Origin of the sequence: Sporomusa sp. KB1, assembly GCF_007830295.1 — a bacterium.
GTDB lineage: Bacteria > Bacillota > Negativicutes > Sporomusales > Sporomusaceae > Sporomusa.
The window spans coordinates 1-20,726 of record NZ_VLKC01000001.1; the positions used below are offsets into that span (position 1 = coordinate 1).

Consider the following 20,726-nt stretch of genomic DNA (forward strand, 5'->3'; position numbering starts at 1 on the left):
TAACTCCCCGTTCGACTTGCATGTGTTAGGCACGCCGCCAGCGTTCGTCCTGAGCCAGGATCAAACTCTCCAATAAAGTTTGCCGTCTATGAGCTTACAAACTTAAATACCATTGATTGTCTTAATTAAAGTAGACAAACTACATTAATAGACGCACCAGGCACAAGTTCAAAGTCACAGAGTGACTACATTATATGAAGCCATTTGTTGGCTCTATAAATCTAATTAAGAAATTGTTTTTGGTTTAGTATGTCGCAATCGACATACAACCGCACATCTGGCTTTTTTGATGCATTACTTACATTGTTCAGTTTTCAGGGAACGACGCATATGGATGTGCTAGTGTCACGGACGTACCATGGACGGTACGCTTTGTCCGGGACCGTACTGTAGCATCCCCATGTGTGGCAACAGCTTTTATATATTATCACATCATATTTGACATGTCAATATACATTTTTTGTAGTTTTTGTCGTTGCTTGGCGCAATCGACTTTTTATATATTAACACGCACATTACTGAGTGTCAATATTCCATTTTGTCTTTTTGTTGCCCCATTACCTATAAAAAAAAATGACTCACTTATAGTATCATGATGAGTATATTTCTCATAAGATAACGCCGACAGAAGCCTTAGTCGTTCTATCCCGGGAAAAGTTAACCTTTCCCACTGAAAAAGAAAAACATCGTATAAACGATGTTTAGCAATAGCATTCTATATATTCTTCTGACAACATATCCAGTTTCATGCGCATTTCACTGATTGTCCCTGCGGTGAAATTAAATTCCTGCAAGTCGTCACTATGAAGCAAAGATGAAAGTTTATCGATCTGCTCTAATAATTGAAGCTTTTTCATTTATAATACTACACTCTCCCTTAATTTTTAAACTGCAATACCTATACTACCAACTCTAGCTATATTTGTAAATAGTTTTAACTAATCACAGAAGAGTAAGTTTATTTTTCCTACTTTCCATCCTACCCTTCACTACTCATTATTACTGGACTCGCCTTTTGGCATTCTTCTTAAAACTACCCATGTATTACAAAACCATTATAACAGCTACCGCAAATAAGCCATTCCTGCTGGGATAGTATAATGCCCCCAGCACACGCCAGGGGCTAAATTATACATATACGGCGATCTTTGCACAAAAATAACGCTGCATAAACCGTATAAATCCCGCCGTTCCAGTTTTTTTATCTTATTTCGTGAGTCAAGACTCCCGCCTCTACAGGCGACGTTAATTCAGGTGGAATAAACTCTCCACCTGAATCCCCAATGTTTCAGCTTTGCTAAAACGAGTTCACTAACGCAATGAATCTTTATCGTGCTTTACACATCACACAACTTTTACTGGAAGAATCAGGATAATGGATTCTAACCTAATTGCTACATCTCCCGCTGTAAGTTGTGCAATAGTTAATGGGAAATCCTCTGGAAGTATAGCGTTCGAAACATCCATAATAAGAAATTGTTCTCTTTCGCGGACATTAGCATCTACATGAACCTTTCCTGGAATAATTACTGTGTTTGTATCATCTTTTCTTTCTAAATGTTCAAGCGCTATAATTCTTTCTATTGTTCCAATTAAAGCTAATGGTGTTTCGCCAACATTTACTAAAACAGTGGCAGCTCCTAAAATAATATCACCGTTATCGGTTTTGTTGCTCAAGATTTTCACTCCTTTTCAAAATTTTGGTTTTACATTATATATTATTCAGATGTTATTGCAAAGGTGATATGTAAATAAAAGCCCACCCTCAACATGTGAGAGTGGGCTCCGCATATTTACTACCTGTAACATCGTTTATCTTATCCGCGAGTCAAGACTCCCGCCTCTACAGGCGGCGTTAATTCAGGTGGAGTAGACTCTCCACCTGAATCCCCAATGTTTCAGCTATGCTGAAACGAGTTCACTCTCTTGTTGCTGGATTATTAAACTTCACAAAAAAGGTTGTTCCATTTACACCTGTTTTTACTTTTATTTTAGCTTTGTGCCGTTCTGCAATTCTATAGCAGACTGGTAAGCCGAGGCCGGTCCCATTATCCTTAGTTGTTAAAAAGGGAGTTCCTAACTTATCTAAAATATCTTTTGAAATTCCGTGCCCCGAATCTTGAACTGACAAAAATACGTTTCCTTCATCTAACCCTGTTTTGATAACTATTGTACCATTAGATAACAGTGCTTCTTCTGCATTTCGCACCAAATTCATTAAAAGCTGTCGCATTTCCTTCTTGTCCAACTCTAACTCAGGAATATCACCTAGTTCGATTCTAAGTTCATTTCCCCGGTGAAGTGCTTCAGCTTGTAATAGCGGTAATAATGTGTTTATGATTTCGTTCAGATTAGCGCGTTGAAAATCAACAACCTTGTTTTTGGCAAGCGATAAAAACTCGGTGATAATTAAATTGGCTCTGTCTAGTTCCTCAATCATTGTATTAAACTGTTCCTTGTGTTCAGCGTATTTTTCCTTCATTCCAAACATTTGCAAATAACCGCGTACTGTTGTAAGCGGGTTGCGAATTTCATGTCCAATACTGGCAGCCATCTCGCCAACAATGTTAAGTCTATCAAGACGCCCAATTTCATTTTCCAGTATCTTTTTTTCTGTAATGTTACGCCCAGAAAGGGTAATTCTTTCATTATCCAGCTTGATTATCCTGCCTTCATATACTTCGATAGTATTCGGTTCTTTTACATTAGAAATATAAAATGAGTCTAATTCTATAGGCTCTCCTGTTTCGACTACACAACAACACATCTTAAACAAGCCGGATTCTACAGAATTCGGATACAGTTCGTGCATGCTCCTTCCAATATGCTCTTCCTTAGTAATATTACGATCCCGGCAGCCTGATTCATTAATATACTCAGAGCGAAATTCAACGATCTGGCCTTTTTCATCACACTCGACCAGAAAAACTGCAAAACATTCTAGCATATTTTCAAGGTATTTTAGGTAACGATTTTGGGTCGCTTTTAGTTTTTCTTCTTCCAATAATCTACGCGCGGTAATATCTTCGCATACAGCTAAAGCACCAACAATAACTCCATTTTCGTCGCGTATGGGACGGGCACTCCATAAGCCAAATTTGCGAACTCCATCATTCCATACAAATTCCAGCTCTTCGCTCTTAATCTCTTCTCCAAGCCATGTTGCGCGTTGAATAGGCATTTCTTCCGGCAATAGTTCCCGCCCATCACGCAATAATTTTAAATATGTGACATTTAATGCCGAATGCGAAAGAATACTCCAATTATCAATTCGCAGAAAACTGGCTGCCTTGGGATTATGCCTAATCTCTTTGCAGGAGATATCTGTAGTAATTGAAAGTCCAATAGGCATCATATCAAAGAAGCGATAACTAGATTCGTCTCCCGCGAAAGTCTTATTGACGAATATTTTAAATTCTGGAGAATTCAGGATTTCAAAATTTGACATTATTTACCTCTTTAATGAGAAATTTATTATTTATTCGACCTCCTTTATGGAAATCCCTTCAAAAACTACCATCTATTATAAAATTGCATTATACGAACTTTCTTACTGCTGAACCATTTAGATAGTTGCAGTACTTGCCCTGCCAAGTGTCCTGTAACCGTAATTGTTCTTCAATTGCCTCCCGGATCTTCCACCAGCCAGTCTGCCAATTTGTAAACAGCGTATTTGTCTCCGGTGCACGGCCAATAAGACGTTGAATAACAATATTTGGATGAAGATATTCCAGGAACGAAACCACTCTTTCAACATATTCTTCTTTACTAATCAGAGTAATTTCACCCTGCTGATACCATTTTGCCATCACCGTATTTTTTACAATATACAAAGCATGCAGCTTGACCTGTTCAACACCTAATGCCGAAACAATTTTTGCACTTTCTATTGTATCTGTCATGTTGTCCCAGGGGAGATTGAGGATAAGATGTGCGCAAACATCCATCGACCAACGTTTAATGCGCAGTGCAGCATCAATAAACTCAGCAAGGGTATGACCACGGTTTATCTTAATCAAGCTGTGATAGTTAACAGTCTGTAACCCCAGTTCAATACTAATATCAACGCCGCGTTCTTCCCTGATAGTTGCCAGCATCTCCAAATAACTGTCATTAATACAATCAGGCCTTGTTGCTATTGCAATAGCAACAATGTCTTCCTGACAAGCTTCCAGAACATGCCGTTTTAGCTCTTCTACCGGTAAATAAGTATTGCTAAAGTTTTGAAAATAAGGTATGAATTTTTTTGCTTTATACTTAGGAGCAATATGAGCTTTGTTGGCGATCAATTGATCACTGACAGTTAGTGATGCCGGCAGATTTTCGTAACCGGCGCCAATTTCGCCGCAAAACACACACCCCTGCTGTCCGCATTGCCCATCGCGATTGGGACAGGTCACTGGTAGACTCACAGGAAGTTTGTACACTTTTTCGCCATACCTTTGGTGCAGGTAGGCAGAATATGTATTATATCTAGTTCCAGAAATCATCATAATTAATCACCTGATAAGACGGTTTTGTATTCTGATACGAGAAAAGTACGGCCACCTCGCGTTTTTCCAAACCTGCAGCCCCTTGCAAATACGCCGGAATATCCGCATTAAACACTTCTATATGATAAGTCTTCTTAATCTCGCGCCAGGTAGTAAATGTAAAGTTAGGCAAATACCTGCGAACACGGTCACAATCCCGCCAAAAGGCCGTCTTATTCTCGGCCCATTTGTCATTGGCGGCTTGATTAACTTGGTTCCAAGGTAAAAATTCAGGACGTACGGCTCCATGTTCGCTCATAAGGGCGTCAAACTTCAGAAGTTCCTGATGTTCATGCATAACCTGCGGATAAAAGGCAGTGCCAAATTCAGCCATATAGTTATACAAGTTCTTGGTGCTGTGGGCAACAAGCTGATAACCACGCTGCTCCCAATAATCGGCCAATTTGCTATAGAAAGCAAATGCACCACCACCAGCAAGTGCAATAAGCCAGGGCACGCTATATGGAAAGCGTCCGCTATTATACACCTGCTCAAACACCTCTTCCAAAATCTTGAGGTGCCTGATTGTAGCATAGTCCATATAGTTGTTTGCCAATACTTCATAAGGCGCAGTCTCCATGAATACATAACCATGGCTGGCAGCACTCATCCTTATGCCTGAACCTTTAAGCAGTTTGAGGAAGCCGATCTGCAGCATATCAGGCTGGAGGCGATAAACATCATCAAATGACTTGGCAAATAGCGTACCATTTTCATAAGGCAAGCCAACAATTAAATCCAGATGCAAATGAATATTGCCGTAATCCCTGACTTGACTGACATAGTTCACGATTTGTGGCCAATTGTTGTGCCGTTTGCTGGCAGTTAATGTTTGCTCATTGGTGGATTGAATACCTATCTCAAACTGAAACCGCCCTGGTGGTACCTGCCGCAAAAAGTCTACTACTTCCTGATCCCAAATATCAGCGGCAATTTCAAAATGAAAATTGGTCCGGCAAGTTTGCTCCGCTAAAAACTTTAATATAGGAAAGTAATGTTCTTTGCGGGCATTGAAAGTACGATCGACAAATTTAACCTGCTTTACATCATGCTCAATGAAAAATTGCAGATCGTGCATTACTCTCTCCAGACTTAGAAACCGCACACCGGCAGTAGCACTTGACAGGCAGTACTGGCAAGCAAAGGGACAGCCTCGCGAGCTTTCATAATACAATATTTTATCTTTAAGGGCTCCCATATCCTCATGGGTATAAGGAAAAGGAATGTCATCAAGCCGGGCTACCTGCTGGGGCTGACTCATAACTAGTTCTCCCTGGTTCCGATATGCCACCCCCGGAATATTCGTCATAGTCTGCCCGGCAGCCAGCATTGTCAGCAAGACCGCCAAACTTTGCTCGCCTTCCCCTAACACAATATAGTCAACTGCCGCATGCTCTTTCAATATGTCTTCAGGCTGATACGATACCTCCGGACCGCCCAGGACAACGATTGCCTTAGGCTGCACTTTTTTTATAAGTGCAGCAAGCTGCAGAGTTGCTTCTATATTCCAAATATAACAGGCTAGACCAATCACAGTAGCCTGACAGTTATACAGGTCACTCAATATCTCAAGCAAACCATTGTTCACTGTATATTCACGAATAGCTACAGTACGTCCCTGGGCTTTACAAAAAGACGCTAAATAGCGTAGCGCCAGGGATGAATGAATATATTTAGCATTTAATGTTGACAGTACAACTTTCACAAGCATTCTCCCCATCCATAATCTCCCTGCAAGTATAGTAGTTTCGGACTAGCTTGTCAAATACCCTTAGCGTGTCCAGACAGCGATTCACCATTAAAACCTGCTCTGCATAAACTAAAATAAGATAAACAGCTAACCATTACCTTAAAGCCCACCTATACTAGTGTGAGGATGGTGAAAACAATGCGGATTATGATTGATGGGCGTTATCTGCCTGGCAGCGCCCGCGTCAACCGTGATTTATTAATAACGCTCCGCAATATAGCAAAAGCTTTACAATTCGGAATCCGCTATGATGCGCAACGGGAATTAGTTATGATAAACTCTAAAGATCCCTCGATACCGCCGCTGCCATGTGACAATGATACAGATGAACGGACTGAGGATGAAAATGCCCGCCTTGCCGGTAAAGTTATTTGCCTGGACCCCGGTCATGGCGGCAGTGATACAGGGGCGCTTGGTCCAACTGGCACTATGGAAAAAGATAATACCTTAGCTATTGCCTTGCTGCTTAAGGAAAAGCTTGAAAAAAGCGGGGCTACTGTTGTCATGACCAGAGACTCTGATACCGAGGTTGCTTCTGCAGAGGCAACCGACCAAGAAGAACTTAGCGCCCGCGTTGAGGTCGCCAACCAAGCAGAGGCAGATTTATTTATTAGTATCCATAACGATGCCTTTACCAGTAATACGGCAGCAGGCACTACAACCTTCCACTATGGCAACAAAGACTCCTCAAGACTTGCTAGTCTCATACAACAAAGCCTGGTAGAACGTTTAGCTACTAAAAACAGGGGCGCCCGCTTTGCGAGTTTTTATGTGTTACGTTACACCGATATGCCATCAATACTAATCGAAGTCGCCTTCATTTCCAATATAGTAGAAGAAATGCTATTATCCAGCGTAGATGGCCGGGATAATGCGGCCGAAAGCATTTGTACCGGTATATTAAAATACTTCAAAGTATAACACCACGCTTAGAAAAAAACTTTATTGGATTTCATATATACCAGAAAATATCACCATACTATGCTAATATATACTATATATTCTCACAAAAGGAAGTGGTTTTATGTCAGAAGCATCTACAGCTTTACCCACCCGTGATCAAATACAGGCTGAGTATAAATGGCAAGTAGAAGATATTTATGCCAGCGAAGAGTTGTGGCAAACTGATTTCACCAAAATCAAAAAAGATCTACCTAAAATAGTTGAATACAAAGAAACGTTATCCCAGTCAGCCTCCCGCCTTGCAGCCTGTCTAACGCTGCGAGACGAGCTTAGCATTGTGGCTGACAAATTATTCGCCTATGCCCGCCTTCACCGGGATGAAAATACCGCCAATGCAAAATACCAGGCTCTTGTCGGTAAAATCGAAGGACTGCTTGCCGAATTAGGCACAGCCCTCTCTTTTATTGAACCAGAAATCCTTGCTATGCCTGATACTGTGTTAGCCGCTTTCCGCCTGGAACAGGCACTGGCCGACTACAGCTTTTACTTTGACAACCTCACTCGTCAAAAACAACATGTTTTATCACCAAATGAAGAAGAGATCTTATCCCGGTCAACCGAAGCTACTCAGGCAGCAGAAAACATCTTTAACATGTTGGCCCATGCTGATATGACCTTTCCTGACATCACTGACGAAGATGGTAACGTCATCACGTTGAGTGAAGGGCGTTACCGATCCTTAATTATGTCAGCTGATCGCCAGGTTCGTAAAAATGCTTTCACAGGCTTATTTGCCTCTTACAATACTTTACGTAACAGCTTTGCTGCCACCTTAACAGGCAATGTAAAGAAAAATATATTTTATGCCCGCACCCGCAAATATGCTTCAACCATCGAATCCGCTTTATCTGACGGCAACATCCCGCTAAGCGTCTATACCAATCTGCTTACTACTGTCAATAATAATTTAGCGCCGCTACACCGCTATATTGCCCTTAAGAAAAAGGTACTAAAGCTGGATACTATCCATATGTATGACCTATATACCCCGTTAGCACAAGAAGTAAAATTCAACATAACCTACCCCGAAAGCCTGCAATTAGTCCGGGACGGTTTGGCACCACTTGGCCCTGAATATACAACACTCTTGAATAAAGGTCTGACCTCCGGCTGGATTGATGTCTACGAAAACAAAGGCAAGCAAACAGGTGCCTATAGCTGGGGCGTGTATGGTGTTCATCCATTCGTACTTTTAAACTATAATGATCGCCTGGAAGATGTCAGCACCCTGGCGCATGAGATGGGTCACGCCATCCATAGTTATTACAGTCAGGCCACTCAACCATATGCCACCTCCCAATATACCATCTTTACCGCCGAAGTAGCTTCCACTACCAATGAAATCCTACTGAACGACTTTCTTTTAAAAACAACAACCGACAGGCAGAAGAAACTATACTTAATTAACCAATACCTCGAAATGGTGCGAGCCACAGTCTAACCGCAAACCATGTTTGCCGAGTTTGAAAAAGATATCTATGACAAGTCCGAGGAAGGGGAAACTCTCACCGCTGACTTACTTGATGAAATTTGGCATACACTTAATGCCAAATACTATGGCCCCGAAATGGTGGTTGACGCTGAAATCGATGTTGAATGGGCCAGAATCCCTCATTTCTACATGGACTTTTACGTGTACCAATATGTTACCGGTTATGCAGCAGCCACTACCTTGGCCGAAAAAATGTTACAGGAGGGCGCCAGTGCCCAGCAACGCTATATCGGGTTTTTGAAAAGCGGCGGCGCCGATTATCCCCTTACAATACTCAAAAATGCAGGTGTCGATATGTCCACATCACAACCTGTTGAGCTCACCCTTGCTAAGTTTTCAACCATGCTTGACGAGTTGGAATTATTATTATCCAAGTCTTGACAATTGCATATAGGCGGGTTATATTGAATATGACATATAATTGCTCTCGATGGCTAGCAGCTTCGTGTCTTGACCAACCGACTAGCAATTGTTTGTGTCAAACACATATTACGGAGGTTGGTTAAAACATGGAATTTCAAGACAAAGAGCTTTCCTGCAAAGAATGCGGCGCAACTTTTACTTTCACTGCATCTGAACAAGCTTTTTATGCAGAGAAAGGCTTCCAAAATGATCCTTCCCGTTGCCCGGATTGCCGTGCAGCCAGAAAACGTCAAAATGGTGGCCGCATAGGTGCCAATGCTCGTCCCCAACGCGAAATGTTTGATGCTACTTGCAGTGCTTGTGGCGTTTCAACCCAGGTTCCTTTCCGTCCAACTGCCGGAAAACCTGTGTATTGCCGCGATTGCTTCCAAGCCAATAGATAATTTAGTACTGCTTACAAAACAGGCCAGATTAATTCTGGCCTGTTTTTTGTTGTAATATATTTGCCTGCTCTGCAAAAACTACTACTAATAAACTATTTGTTCAACGAGGCAACTATACTATGGCAATCATCAAACCAATGCTAGCCAAAGCTGGTCCGCTGCCTGCCACCCAAACTGAATATAGCTTTGAAATTAAATGGGATGGTATCAGAGTTCTCTTTTACCTGGAAAAAAACAGTTTTACGCTTATGAGCCGCAACCTTAAGGATATTACCCCTCAATACCCGGAACTTGCAGCATTGGCGACGGTAGTAGCCAATGCTCATACTGAATTAATTCTTGATGGAGAAATTGTGGCCTTTGATACTGACGGACGCCCCTCTTTTTCACTGTTACAACACCGGCTGGGGTTAAAAAAGGCGATGGTTATTGCGGAAATGCTAAAAACGATTCCGGTAAACTATATAATCTTTGACATCTTGTCTCTCGATCATGCCCCACTGTTGGAAAAATCGTATACTCAGCGGCGAGCTATATTAGAAAACCTAACTCTGAGCGGCCCTTACTGGCAAACCCCAGCTTACAAAACAGGCGATGGAGAAGCTATTCTGGCAGCCAGCCGTAAGCTAGGCTTAGAAGGCATTATTGCCAAACGCTTAGACAGCCCTTACCAAGCGGGTAAACGTACCGGAGCCTGGATCAAAATCAAAAATCAACGCCGCCAAGAATTGGTCATTGGCGGCTGGATACCCGGTCAGGGTGCACGCCAAGGACAAATCGGCGCACTCCTGCTCGGCTATTATGATCGTACACCTCAGTCAGCTAAAGCCTGCGGCATACCGCAGCACTTGTTATATGCAGGTAAAGTTGGTACCGGTTTTACCAAGGCCACACTTACAGTACTCACCAAATTGCTGGCACCGCTACATAGAGAAACTAATCCCTTTTTTCACCAACCAACCACTAAAGATGCACGATTTGTCGAGCCACTGTTGGTTGGTGAATTCGAATTTACTGAATGGACCCCTAATCATACCCTTCGGCATCCATCCTTTAAAGGATTAAGAGATGACAAAGATCCACGACAAGTTATCCGTGAAGACTAAGCATTAGGAGGTAATGCCTATGCCCCGCCCGATGTGGAGCGGCTCAATCAGTTTTGGTCTTGTCAACATTCCGGTCAAACTATACAACGCTGTCAAGAAGAAATCCATCCACTTTAATCAACTGCGCAAATCAGATGGCTGCCGCATTCGCCTAAAAAAAGTCTGCCCGTCTGACGGCGCAGAAGTACCTGCTGGCAACATTGTTAAAGGCTATGAAATCTCGCCTGAGCAGTATGTAATTGTCACCAGCGAAGAACTTGAGGCCATTCAACCCCAAAATGCCCGCACAATTGCTATTGAAGATTTTGTTAAACTGGAGCAGATTGACCCGCTATACTACAACAGCTGCTATTATCTCACTCCGGACAAAGGAGCAGGTAAAGCCTATTTCTTATTGCTGGCGGCTATGCAAAATACCGGGAAAATCGCTATCGCCAGGGTAGTTATGCGCAATAAAGAATATCTTACCGCCATTCGTCCTACGGGAAAAGCGCTGGCGCTTTCAACTATGCACTTTGCTGACGAAGTTATTGCCGCAGCGGAATTAGAAGAACTGCCAGCAGAAGTGGCAGAACCTAACAAGAAAGAACTGGCCATGGCCGAACAGTTGATCGAATCCCTCGCTACTGGCTTTGAACCCGGCAAATACCATGACCAGTATTATCAGCAGGTTATGGATATGCTCGAGAAAAAGGCGGAAGGGCAAACCGTCATTAGCCAGCCAGAAGTCAAGGAAGGCGGCAAAGTCATTGACTTGATGGCAGCTCTTGAAGCCAGCATCTCGGCCATAAACGGCAAAAACGACAGCAGCAAAGCTAAAAAGCAAGGTATCGCTGAAAAAGTCCCGGTAACCGCAAAGAGGAAAAAAGCCAGTGCCCAGTGACAGCAAGCTCAAAACAACCCTTGAAGTAGCGGGACGTAAACTGAAAGTCAGCAACCTTGCTAAAGTATTTTATTCTGCTACAGGCTTTACTAAAGGAGAAATGCTCGACTACTATATCCGTATTGCGCCGCTCATCCTTCCCCACCTTGCCAACAGGCCACTGACTATGAAACGTTACCCCAACGGTGCACAAGGCAAGTTCTTCTACCAAAAAGAATGTCCAGCCCCGCGACCTGATTGGATCAAGACCATTCCCATCTGGAGCAGAAGTAATAATCGCACGATCAACTTTTGTAACGCCACTGATTTACCAACCTTAGTATGGGCGGCCAACCTGGCAGCACTTGAACTGCATACCGCCCTGTCAGTAGCCCCCAAAGTAAACCAACCTTCCTTATTAGTCTTTGATCTCGACCCAGGTCTGCCGGCTACTATTGTGGACTGCGCCCAAGTTGGCCTGCTGTTAAAAGATTATTTTGATAAACATGGGCTGCAGAGTTTCCCCAAAACCTCAGGCTCCAAAGGTCTACAAATATATATACCTCTCAATACACCAGCAAGCTATGACCTGACCAAAAACTTTGCCCGCATACTTGCCACCCGTTTTCAGGAAAGATACCCTAACCTGATTGTTGCCAATATGAAGAAAGTACTGCGTACAGGCAAAGTCTTTATTGATTGGAGCCAAAATGACGAACACAAAACAACTGTTTGTGTCTATTCACTCCGTGCCAAACAGCGCCCCACTATTTCTACCCCCGTAACCTGGGAAGAAGTCCTCGACGCCCACAAACAAAAAAATCCTAATTTGCTAAGCTTTGAAGCCTCCCAGGTATTAGATCGAACTGACAAACTAGGTGATTTATTTGCCCCAGTGCTTACTCTCAAACAAAAGCTGCCAGTTATCCGGTGAACCATTAGAGAAAAAGGCCGCCGTCCCTGTGTGGTAAACGGCGGTCTTTTAATTAACCTTTAGGCCCGGCAGTAATAATTTTTTCGGAAACGTTTGGGGCAAAGCTGCTGAAGTTTTTAATAAACAACCGGGCAAGTTCCTGAGCTTTTCGTTCGTAGGCGGCTTTATCATTCCAAGTATTATGCGGCATGAGTATTTCAGCCGGTACACCTGGGCAGCTTTCTGGAACATAAACATTGAAAATCGGATCCAGTTGGTAAGATACCTCTGCCAACTGCCCTTCAATGGCCGCTGTCACCATAGCTCTGGTATAGGATAGCTTCATACGGCTGCCAACACCATAAGGACCACCTGACCAACCTGTATTAATTAAGAATACATTGGTTTGATGATGCTTAAGTTTTTCTCCCAAAAGCTCCGCATATTTGTGGGCTGACAACGGCAAAAAAGGTGCGCCAAAACAAGTAGAAAAAGTAGCCTGGGGTTCGGTAATACCGCGTTCGGTACCAGCAAGCTTACTGGTGTAACCTGATAAGAAATGATACATGGCCTGTTCAGTATTGAGTTTTGCAATAGGCGGCAACACCCCAAAGGCATCGGCCGTCAAAAATACAATGGTTTGCGGATGCCCCGCCATACCGGGAATCAAGGCATTCGGGATATAATCCACAGGATAGGCAACTCTAGTGTTTTCCGTGATTGAGCCGTCAGCGAAATCAGGTAGACGGGTTGCCGAATCAATAACCACATTTTCTAATACAGCACCAAACCGGATGGCTTCCCAAATCTGCGGTTCAGTCTCATAGGTAAGACCAATACACTTGGCATAACAGCCACCCTCAATATTGAAAATACCCTTATCATTCCAGCCATGCTCATCATCGCCAATCAATTGACGGGCCGGATCAGCCGATAAGGTGGTTTTTCCTGTGCCGCTTAGTCCGAAGAATAAAGCTGTATCCCCGCTAGCGCCAACATTGGCTGAGCAGTGCATTGATAAAATATTTTGTTCCGGCAAAATATAGTTCATAACGGTAAAGATTGATTTTTTCATTTCACCGGCATAATGAGTACCGCCAATAAGTACCAATCGCTTGGCAAAATTGAGAACGATAAAGGCTTCAGAGGCAGTACCATCAACAGCAGGATCAGCCTTGAAACCTGGAAGACAAATCACTTTATAATCGAAGTCCGCTTCTGATTGTATTATTTCCGGGCAAATAAACAATTGATGCACAAATAGATTCTGCCATGCAAATTCATTGATAAATTGAACACGAATACGATTTTCAGGATCAGCGCCCGCAAAACCGTTAAAAATAAAAATATCATGGTTTTGAATATATGCCTGCATCTTGCTATACAGCTGAGTAAAATTATCCATTGCAAGTGGCTTAGTTTCACCCCACGCAATCTTGTCATGCACGTCTGGCGAGTTAACAATAAACTTGTCATTAGGTGAGCGGCCTGTGTATTTACCAGTAGTAACCTGCAACGCTCCACTAGTGGTCAGTTGCCCCTCGTTCCTCCGAATGGCGGCTTCTACCAACTGCGCGGGACTTAAATCACAATATACATTCCCACTCATGACCTCGCCTCCCCCTATACTATATTAAATTATCTTATATTCAATGCTGTTTTTACCACCATCGGCATATCCTGTTTACCGCATACTCTCGTATGACGAACAGCCTTGTGCTCAAGCTCAGCAAGTGCTGACGGCACCGGTCTATCAATAATTTCGGATAGTTGCTTTAAAACAGCAAACTCAGACTTATCACTAACGCGCTCAGCTCCGACTAATGCATTTAGCACAGTTTGATTAAATTTAAACGGACTAGCAGTAGACACAATAATATTTAACGTAGTATCGCCGGTCTGCCGGCGATAGTTTTCGGCAACCTGCCAAGCCACTGCCGTATGCGGATCAAGCGCATAGCCAAACTCTTTATGTACCCGGCCAATGGTAGTTGCTGTTTGAACATCATCGACCCAACCTGCCGGAAACACCTCTTTGATAGCTGCTAAGTACTCATCACCAATGCGATATTCCCCGGTGACATTGAGTTCTTCCATCCACTGGCTGACTTGCTTGGAATCCTGATTGGTAACTTGGTACAGCAGCCGTTCCAAATTACTTGAAATCAAAATATCCATCGAAGGTGAGTACGTTTTATAGAATTGCCGATTACGACTATATACACCGGTTGTAAGGAAATCAGTCAATACATTATTACTATTTGAGGCACAAATCAGTTTGTTGATGGGCAATCCCATCAGCTTAGCATAATAGCCTGCCAAAATATTACCAAAATTTCCTGTAGGAACAACAAAATTCACTTTATCGCCTTGCGTTATCTGCTGATTTTTCACCAAATCGGCATAAGCGCTGAAATAATACACGATTTGCGGCACTAACCGGCCCCAGTTAATAGAATTAGCTGATGACAACTTAAACCCGTCATTGGCAAGTTCGGCGTTAAAAGCGTTGTCGCTAAAAATACGTTTTACACCTGTCTGGGCATCATCAAAGTTGCCTTTCACAGCAAATACTTTGAGATTCTCCCCTTCCTGCGTAACCATCTGCAGGCGTTGAATCTGACTTACGCCCTCTTCCGGGTAAAAAACCATGACCTGGGTTTGTTCCACATCCTTAAACCCTTCCAGAGCGGCTTTACCCGTATCCCCGGAGGTAGCAACAAGAATAACAATTTGGGCCTGCTCGCCAATTTTCTTGAGCGCACCAGACAGCAGTCTGGGTAATAATTGAAGTGCCATATCTTTAAACGCGCTGGTCGGGCCATGCCATAATTCTAATGCAAACGTCCTGTCGCTAACCTCAACAACAGGTGCCACTGCCGGGCTGCTAAACTTACCGCCGCCGTAAGCGCCAGCTACACAGCTTTTTAATTCGTCCTCTGTATAATCAGTCAAAAATAACTGCAATATGGCAGCTGCCCGCTCTTGATAGCTAAGCGATTGTAATCTTACTATAAACGTCTCATCTACAAGCGGAATAGCTTCCGGTACAAACAAGCCGCCATCAGGGGCTATCCCTTGTGCAATGGCCTGAGCCGCCGTCAAACGATCAACCTGGCCGCGTGTGCTAAGATACATACAAAGTCTCCTCCCAATAAAAGCAATAGTTATAATTATTCTTTAGCATTAACAATATGCTTCCCTGTCACAGTCCCGCCATTATAACAAACAAACATGTCAGCTGCAAAATCAAGTACATTATTCAATTCTGCGGTACTGACACTTTCATCAGCGTAAACAACAGCTAACAGTTTACGCGTTGCCAAAGTAACTGCCGTCCGCCGTGAATCTGCGGTAGGATTACCAAATACGCCAAGGCTGTCTGTTAAAAATGGTTTATCATCAGTGGAAACATTTTTGCCGGCTATGCTGGTATAATGCCCTTCTGTTGCCAGCATGTAACTACAATCGCCTACAATCTGCTCTAAATCATAGAGACCAAATGGCAATAAAAATTTGATGGAGCAATAGTTATTGACATCTACCGCGCTATTAACATAGTACAAATTTTTTTTCTGCAATACACGCCTCACCAACGCTTCTGATGCGGGTCGATAACGTGATGGATCAAAGTGCAGCTTTTTGTACATATTACGGACAGCCAAAATCCGGGGAAGCTTTGGCAGTCCATCCATATTATATGCCTGACCGACTGCTATTTGCAGCCGATCAAATTCCTGGCTTAAGGCTGGCGGCGTACCCTTGACAGCAACATCATTAATAGTCAAATATCCCAAGCAGCAATTAGGTACGACCTGACTAATACTTTCTTGAATCGTAATTTTCATAATAAAAACAAACTCCTCCTGGATAGTTAGCTATTAATTTTTACTACCGCGAGTAATCGAACAAACCTGAGCATTTACAGCCTGCACTAAGTGTTCAGGTGAAAGGATAATCTGACAGCCTCGCATACCAGCACTAACAGCAATTACTTGCCACTTTGCTGCACTTTTATCTAAAAAAACCGGATAACGCTTTTTAGGTCCCAGCGGTGAAACGCCGCCGCGAATATACCCAGTGAGCGGCTGAACCTCTTTTAGCGATACCATTTCTACTTTCTTATTGCCGCTGGCGACTGCCAAAAATTTAAGATCAAGCTCGGCAGCTCCAGGAATACAGGCCATAATAATACCGGTTTTATCGCCTCTCAATACCAAAGTTTTAAAAATCTGTTCATCTGGCATCCCCACTTTTTCGGCCACATTTTTTGCACTCAAATCAGTTTCGTCAACCTCATATTCACACAATTCATAGGCAAAATGAAGACCATCCAATATTCGGGCAGCATTTGTTTTCATAGCACCATACGTTCTCCTCTAATTATCTAACTCTATAATCATACTATACTATTCACAAGCATTCTATATATAATTAATTTCTTTCAATATTAGTTTATTGCTTTTGCATTTTTTTCACAGTATAGTATTGATTCCTCTATTTGTCAATGAAGTGAGATTTGCTTTGGTTGGCGGGTTACCCAACTGAAATTTAGACGAACTTATCCGATGATCAAGGTGTTCTAAGACTCCGTTTGTAGAACACCTTGATCATCAGATAAAGAGAACGAGCGCGGTAAGCCGCGCCCGTATCCGCTAATCAAGGTTCATATATTTTACTTTTACATTAGGTATTTGCTGCAGTTCTTGTTCTAGCTGTTTTACTGGCACCTCCTCACCACATAACTGTAGTAAAATAATGCCACTGTTGGTACAGGAACTTACAGCCGCATCATGAAGCCCTAACCGCACCCGAATATGGCAGCCATAATTTGTAAGTACATCCTGAACCTTTACCGCTGTTTCCACACGATTGTCTTGAATAATAGCCATAATTATCGAGCAATCAGCCATTGTAAACAACACCTCCTATTATATTATTTATATACATTTTGTCATAAATTATAATAAATCCTTCTTATAATTTGCTATAATCAGAAATTTTCCAACATAGCTCCTCCCTATAGTTAAAGGATTTTGCCATATTTTATTGAATAACACTATTGCACTCCTATTATATAGTATGCTAATTCTTATACTGTGAGGATTTATGAACGAAACAGCCGAAAACCGTAAAATAATCCATCAGCCCTTTGAGTATCTTGTCCCTGGAATGCAGTTATCCCGTGATGTCTGCTCCACTGATGGGAAAGTGTTAGTTAGTAAAAACAGTATTCTTACTCAAAGCACGATTCAAAAATTAAGCAATTGGCAAATACCCAGTGTTTTCGTCTATACTGAGGTAACCACCCTTAACCCCCTTCTTGATCCAAAGCTGCAAAAATTTCTTAATACATATAATCAATCGGTTTCCGTTGTCCAACAGGCTTTTGACGATATCAGAACGACCCAGAATATTCCTTTAGACGCCTTTACTGTCACTGCTGATGAACTTGCTGCCGGCGTCGCCGAAGCTGGCAACGTAATTGACCGCTTATACAATTTACCTCCTTGTGATGACTATACTATATACCATAGCGTCAATGTTAGTGCCATCTCTGCTCTTATTGCCACTTGGCTCAACTATCCGCCGGATTCCGTTAATGCCATCTCTTTGGCCGGATTATTGCACGATGTTGGCAAATCACGCTTGCCGGTAGAGCTGTTAAATAGGCCTAACCGGCTTCCGCCAGACTTGTATGAACAATATATGCAGCATGTTGCCCATGGGTATGATCTGGTAAGTAAAATTCCTAATATCTCGCAAAGCATTACTGCAGCTGTTTTCCAGCATCATGAACGGCGGGATGGCAGCGGTTACCCTGGCGGTATTACTGACTACTACATCCATCCCTATGCCAAGATTGTGGCTGTGGCGGATTTATATGATGAAGGAATGACAATCAACTGCGAGAATCCACAGTTAAAGCTAAGTCCCTATCTTAGCCTGCAGAAACTGCGCGATGAGGCTTATCGGCTAGACCCCAAAATTTGCATAACCTTTATTGATAATATGACGAATTTTTTGTCAGGCAACCGGGTAATACTCACAGACGGACGCCAGGGCCGCGTGGTCTATATCAACAAATATCAGCCTGCACGCTCAATGGTTCAATTAGATAATGGGATAGTCCTTGATCTATCCGAACAGAATGAACTTACTATTCATTATATAGTGCGTTAGACCAACCGCCCCCCTTAGGCGGTTTATTCTAATAATTATTAATCTATCTGTTTAACATAGTTACAAATAATATAGTCGAAGTAGTAACTGTTAGAAGGACAAGTGCAGTCAGGCAGCGAAAAAATACTATATGTCATATGTACGATAGAGGTGAATAGTTTTTGCTCAAAATTGCTTTAGGCCAGATGGAGGTTATTCCTGGTAGACCAGATTTAAATACCGATAAAATGCTGATCATGATTCAGGATGCCTGTAACCAGCATGCTGACATGATTATTTTTCCCGAAATGGCCATCCCGGGTTATTTATTAGGTGATACCTGGGAACAAATGTCTTTTCTGCAGGATTGTGAAGATTTTGGCCGTCAGATAATTGCTGCGTCCCAAACTATTTGCATCATTTTCGGTAATGTTGCTGTGCAATGGGACAAACACGGCGATGATGGCCGGGTACGCAAACATAATGCCTGCTTTGTGGCTCACCATGGCCAACTTCTCGCCACCCGCATCAAGACGCTGCACCCCAATTACCGTGAATTTGATGACACCAGGCACTTTTTTAGTCTGCGCAAACTGGCCCTTGAATGCAAGCAGGATATTGAAACCCTGCTGATACCTGCGAAAGTTACTATCAGAAATAAAGAATATAGTCTGGGCTGTATTATTTGTGAGGACGGCTGGAATGATGATTACAATGTTGATCCTATTGCCGCCCTTCAGGCTAATGGTCCCCTTGATTTGATAATTAATCTCTCTAGTTCCCCATTTACTCTGGGTAAAAACAATAAACGTAACCGGGTATTTTCCAGGCAAGCCCGGGAAATTGGCATACCACTTATCTATGTAAACACTGTTGGCCTCCAAAACAATGGTAAAACAATATACACCTTTGACGGTTTCAGTACAGTATATAACCGCATGGGGGAAATTATCGCCTACTGTCAGCCTTTTACAGAAACTCTGGATTACCTTGACCTTGCTATTAACGCAAATGATCAAGACCTGCCATCAATCAGCGTACCTAATGATTTTACCATTGACAGCTTATATCAGGCTGTCAATTATGGGATCAGAAAATTCTTACAGTCAATTGGTATGACCAAAGTTGTCATCGGCCTATCAGGCGGCATAGATTCAGCAGTAAATGCCTCACTATTTGCCCGTATTTTAAACCCGGAAAACATCCTGCTGGTCAATATGCCTAGTAAATTCAACTCCAAAACCACCAGGGATTTAGCCGCCCAACTGGCAAAAAATCTTGGCTGCCTATACACAGTAATGCCTATTGAAGAATCAGTCGAATATACTGCCTCCCAAATCAGTGGTACACCAGTCACCAATCTGGCCGATGGTCGGCAATTTAACTTTCTGGTATCTTCCTTTGTCCTGGAAAACATTCAGGCCAGGGATCGTTCTGCCCGATTATTGGCAGGCATCGCGGCTGCTTTTGGCGGCGGTTTCACCTGCAATGCCAACAAAACTGAGCTTTCAGTCGGCTACTCTACCCTCTATGGCGATCAGGCCGGATTCTTAGCCGCATTGGCTGACCTATGGAAACATCAGGTCTATCAATTGGCTGACTATTTAAATACCCATGTCTATGAGCGGGAAGTGATTCCCCAGGCAATCATTGATTTAGTGCCAAGTGCAGAGCTTTCTTTTGAGCAATCGGTTGACCAAGGCAAAGGGGATCCCATTATCTATCCCTATCATGACTATTTATTCCGCTCTTTTATGGAATATTGGAACCGCGCTACGCCGGAAGATATTTTAGTTTGGTATAGCCAAGGCCCTGCTGTGCTAGAACAAAAACTAGGCTGCCAGGCTGGTCTTGTTAAGCGATTATTTCCCAGCCCGCGTGAATTTATTGAAGACCTGGAACGCTGGTGGCGTCTCTATACCGGTATGGCAATAGCCAAACGCATTCAAGCCCCGCCAGTATTGGCTGTCAGTCGCCGGGTCTACGGTTTTGATCACCGCGAAGCGCAAAACAGTGTGTATTTTACTCAAAAATACCTAAAAATAAAACATACCCTACTATCCGGAGATCAGTGAGGGGTACGGGGCACGGGGTACGGAGCACGGGGCACGGAGCACGGGGCCGCCTGTGCCGGGTTTTG

Annotated in this window: 17 protein-coding genes, 1 rRNA gene and 1 pseudogene; 8 read left to right on the forward strand and 11 right to left on the reverse strand. The window is 42.9% G+C overall.

Annotation, left to right across the window (positions count from 1 at the left end; translation table 11 throughout):
- The 6 genes from SALPA_RS00005 to SALPA_RS00025 form a co-directional block, all read right to left on the reverse strand.
- A 16S ribosomal RNA gene (locus SALPA_RS00005) occupies window positions 1-76 on the reverse strand; the annotation flags it as partial.
- 625 nt (window positions 77-701) lie between these two features.
- The gene (locus SALPA_RS28095; protein WP_169535135.1) at window positions 702-857 is read right to left on the reverse strand and encodes a hypothetical protein; all 156 of its coding nucleotides are present in this window, start codon (window positions 855-857) and stop codon (window positions 702-704) included.
- Window positions 858-1,344: 487 nt separating this feature from the next.
- The gene (locus SALPA_RS00010) at window positions 1,345-1,677 is read right to left on the reverse strand and encodes a hypothetical protein (RefSeq protein ID WP_145088280.1); all 333 of its coding nucleotides are present in this window, start codon (window positions 1,675-1,677) and stop codon (window positions 1,345-1,347) included.
- A 241-nt stretch (window positions 1,678-1,918) separates the two neighbouring features.
- Window positions 1,919-3,448: an ATP-binding protein gene (locus SALPA_RS00015; protein ID WP_145088282.1), complete on the reverse strand. Its 1,530-nt coding sequence runs from the start codon at window positions 3,446-3,448 to the stop codon at window positions 1,919-1,921.
- Between the two features lie 88 nt (window positions 3,449-3,536).
- Window positions 3,537-4,490 (reverse strand): TIGR01212 family radical SAM protein, encoded by a 954-nt coding sequence (locus SALPA_RS00020; RefSeq protein ID WP_145089722.1) that lies wholly within the window; start codon window positions 4,488-4,490, stop codon window positions 3,537-3,539.
- Complete coding sequence (locus tag SALPA_RS00025; RefSeq protein WP_186450826.1) at window positions 4,474-6,237, reverse strand: B12-binding domain-containing radical SAM protein; 1,764 nt, start codon at window positions 6,235-6,237, stop codon at window positions 4,474-4,476. The genes SALPA_RS00020 and SALPA_RS00025 overlap by 17 nt, the downstream gene beginning before the upstream one ends.
- A 183-nt stretch (window positions 6,238-6,420) precedes the next feature.
- Here SALPA_RS00025 and SALPA_RS00030 point away from each other — a divergent pair, with 183 nt between their 5' ends.
- The 6 genes and pseudogenes from SALPA_RS00030 (at window position 6,421) to ligD (SALPA_RS00055) (ending at window position 12,445) form a co-directional block, all read left to right on the forward strand.
- Complete coding sequence (locus SALPA_RS00030; protein WP_145088286.1) at window positions 6,421-7,203, forward strand: N-acetylmuramoyl-L-alanine amidase; 783 nt, start codon at window positions 6,421-6,423, stop codon at window positions 7,201-7,203.
- 466 nt (window positions 7,204-7,669) lie between these two features.
- Window positions 7,670-9,118: pseudogene (gene pepF / locus SALPA_RS00035) on the forward strand (oligoendopeptidase F).
- A gap of 128 nt (window positions 9,119-9,246) precedes the next feature.
- Complete coding sequence (locus SALPA_RS00040; protein WP_145088288.1) at window positions 9,247-9,543, forward strand: zinc-ribbon domain containing protein; 297 nt, start codon at window positions 9,247-9,249, stop codon at window positions 9,541-9,543.
- Between the two features lie 119 nt (window positions 9,544-9,662).
- Complete coding sequence (gene ligD, locus SALPA_RS00045; RefSeq protein WP_145088290.1) at window positions 9,663-10,649, forward strand: non-homologous end-joining DNA ligase; 987 nt, start codon at window positions 9,663-9,665, stop codon at window positions 10,647-10,649.
- Window positions 10,650-10,668: 19 nt separating this feature from the next.
- Window positions 10,669-11,532: a Ku protein gene (locus SALPA_RS00050; RefSeq protein WP_145088292.1), complete on the forward strand. Its 864-nt coding sequence runs from the start codon at window positions 10,669-10,671 to the stop codon at window positions 11,530-11,532.
- Window positions 11,522-12,445, forward strand: a complete 924-nt coding sequence (gene ligD, locus SALPA_RS00055) for a non-homologous end-joining DNA ligase (protein ID WP_145088294.1) — start codon at window positions 11,522-11,524, stop codon at window positions 12,443-12,445. Before SALPA_RS00050 ends, ligD (SALPA_RS00055) begins: the two co-directional genes overlap by 11 nt.
- 52 nt (window positions 12,446-12,497) lie before the next feature.
- Here ligD (SALPA_RS00055) and pckA read toward each other — a convergent pair whose 3' ends face one another.
- The 5 genes from pckA to SALPA_RS00080 all read right to left on the reverse strand — a co-directional run bounded on the left by pckA (window position 12,498) and on the right by SALPA_RS00080 (window position 17,337).
- Window positions 12,498-14,033, reverse strand: a complete 1,536-nt coding sequence (gene pckA / locus SALPA_RS00060) for a phosphoenolpyruvate carboxykinase (ATP) (RefSeq protein WP_145088296.1) — start codon at window positions 14,031-14,033, stop codon at window positions 12,498-12,500.
- A 29-nt stretch (window positions 14,034-14,062) separates the two neighbouring features.
- Entirely contained in the window at window positions 14,063-15,562 is a 1,500-nt protein-coding gene (gene thrC / locus SALPA_RS00065) for a threonine synthase (protein WP_145088298.1), read from the reverse strand.
- Window positions 15,563-15,597: 35 nt separating this feature from the next.
- Window positions 15,598-16,272, reverse strand: coding sequence for a B3/4 domain-containing protein (locus SALPA_RS00070; protein WP_145088300.1), 675 nt, complete (start codon window positions 16,270-16,272; stop codon window positions 15,598-15,600).
- Window positions 16,273-16,305: 33 nt separating this feature from the next.
- On the reverse strand, window positions 16,306-16,785 hold the full coding sequence (gene ybaK, locus SALPA_RS00075) for a Cys-tRNA(Pro) deacylase (RefSeq protein ID WP_145088302.1): 480 nt from the start codon (window positions 16,783-16,785) through the stop codon (window positions 16,306-16,308).
- A gap of 294 nt (window positions 16,786-17,079) precedes the next feature.
- Window positions 17,080-17,337, reverse strand: coding sequence for a hypothetical protein (locus tag SALPA_RS00080; RefSeq protein WP_094605181.1), 258 nt, complete (start codon window positions 17,335-17,337; stop codon window positions 17,080-17,082).
- Window positions 17,338-17,533: 196 nt separating this feature from the next.
- On the opposite strand from SALPA_RS00080, the gene SALPA_RS00085 reads away from it, so the two are divergent.
- Both SALPA_RS00085 and nadE read left to right on the forward strand, forming a co-directional pair.
- Window positions 17,534-18,607 (forward strand): HD-GYP domain-containing protein, encoded by a 1,074-nt coding sequence (locus SALPA_RS00085; protein ID WP_145088304.1) that lies wholly within the window; start codon window positions 17,534-17,536, stop codon window positions 18,605-18,607.
- A 161-nt stretch (window positions 18,608-18,768) separates the two neighbouring features.
- Window positions 18,769-20,661, forward strand: a complete 1,893-nt coding sequence (gene nadE, locus SALPA_RS00090; RefSeq protein WP_145088306.1) for an NAD(+) synthase — start codon at window positions 18,769-18,771, stop codon at window positions 20,659-20,661.
- Window positions 20,662-20,726 lie beyond the last annotated feature (65 nt).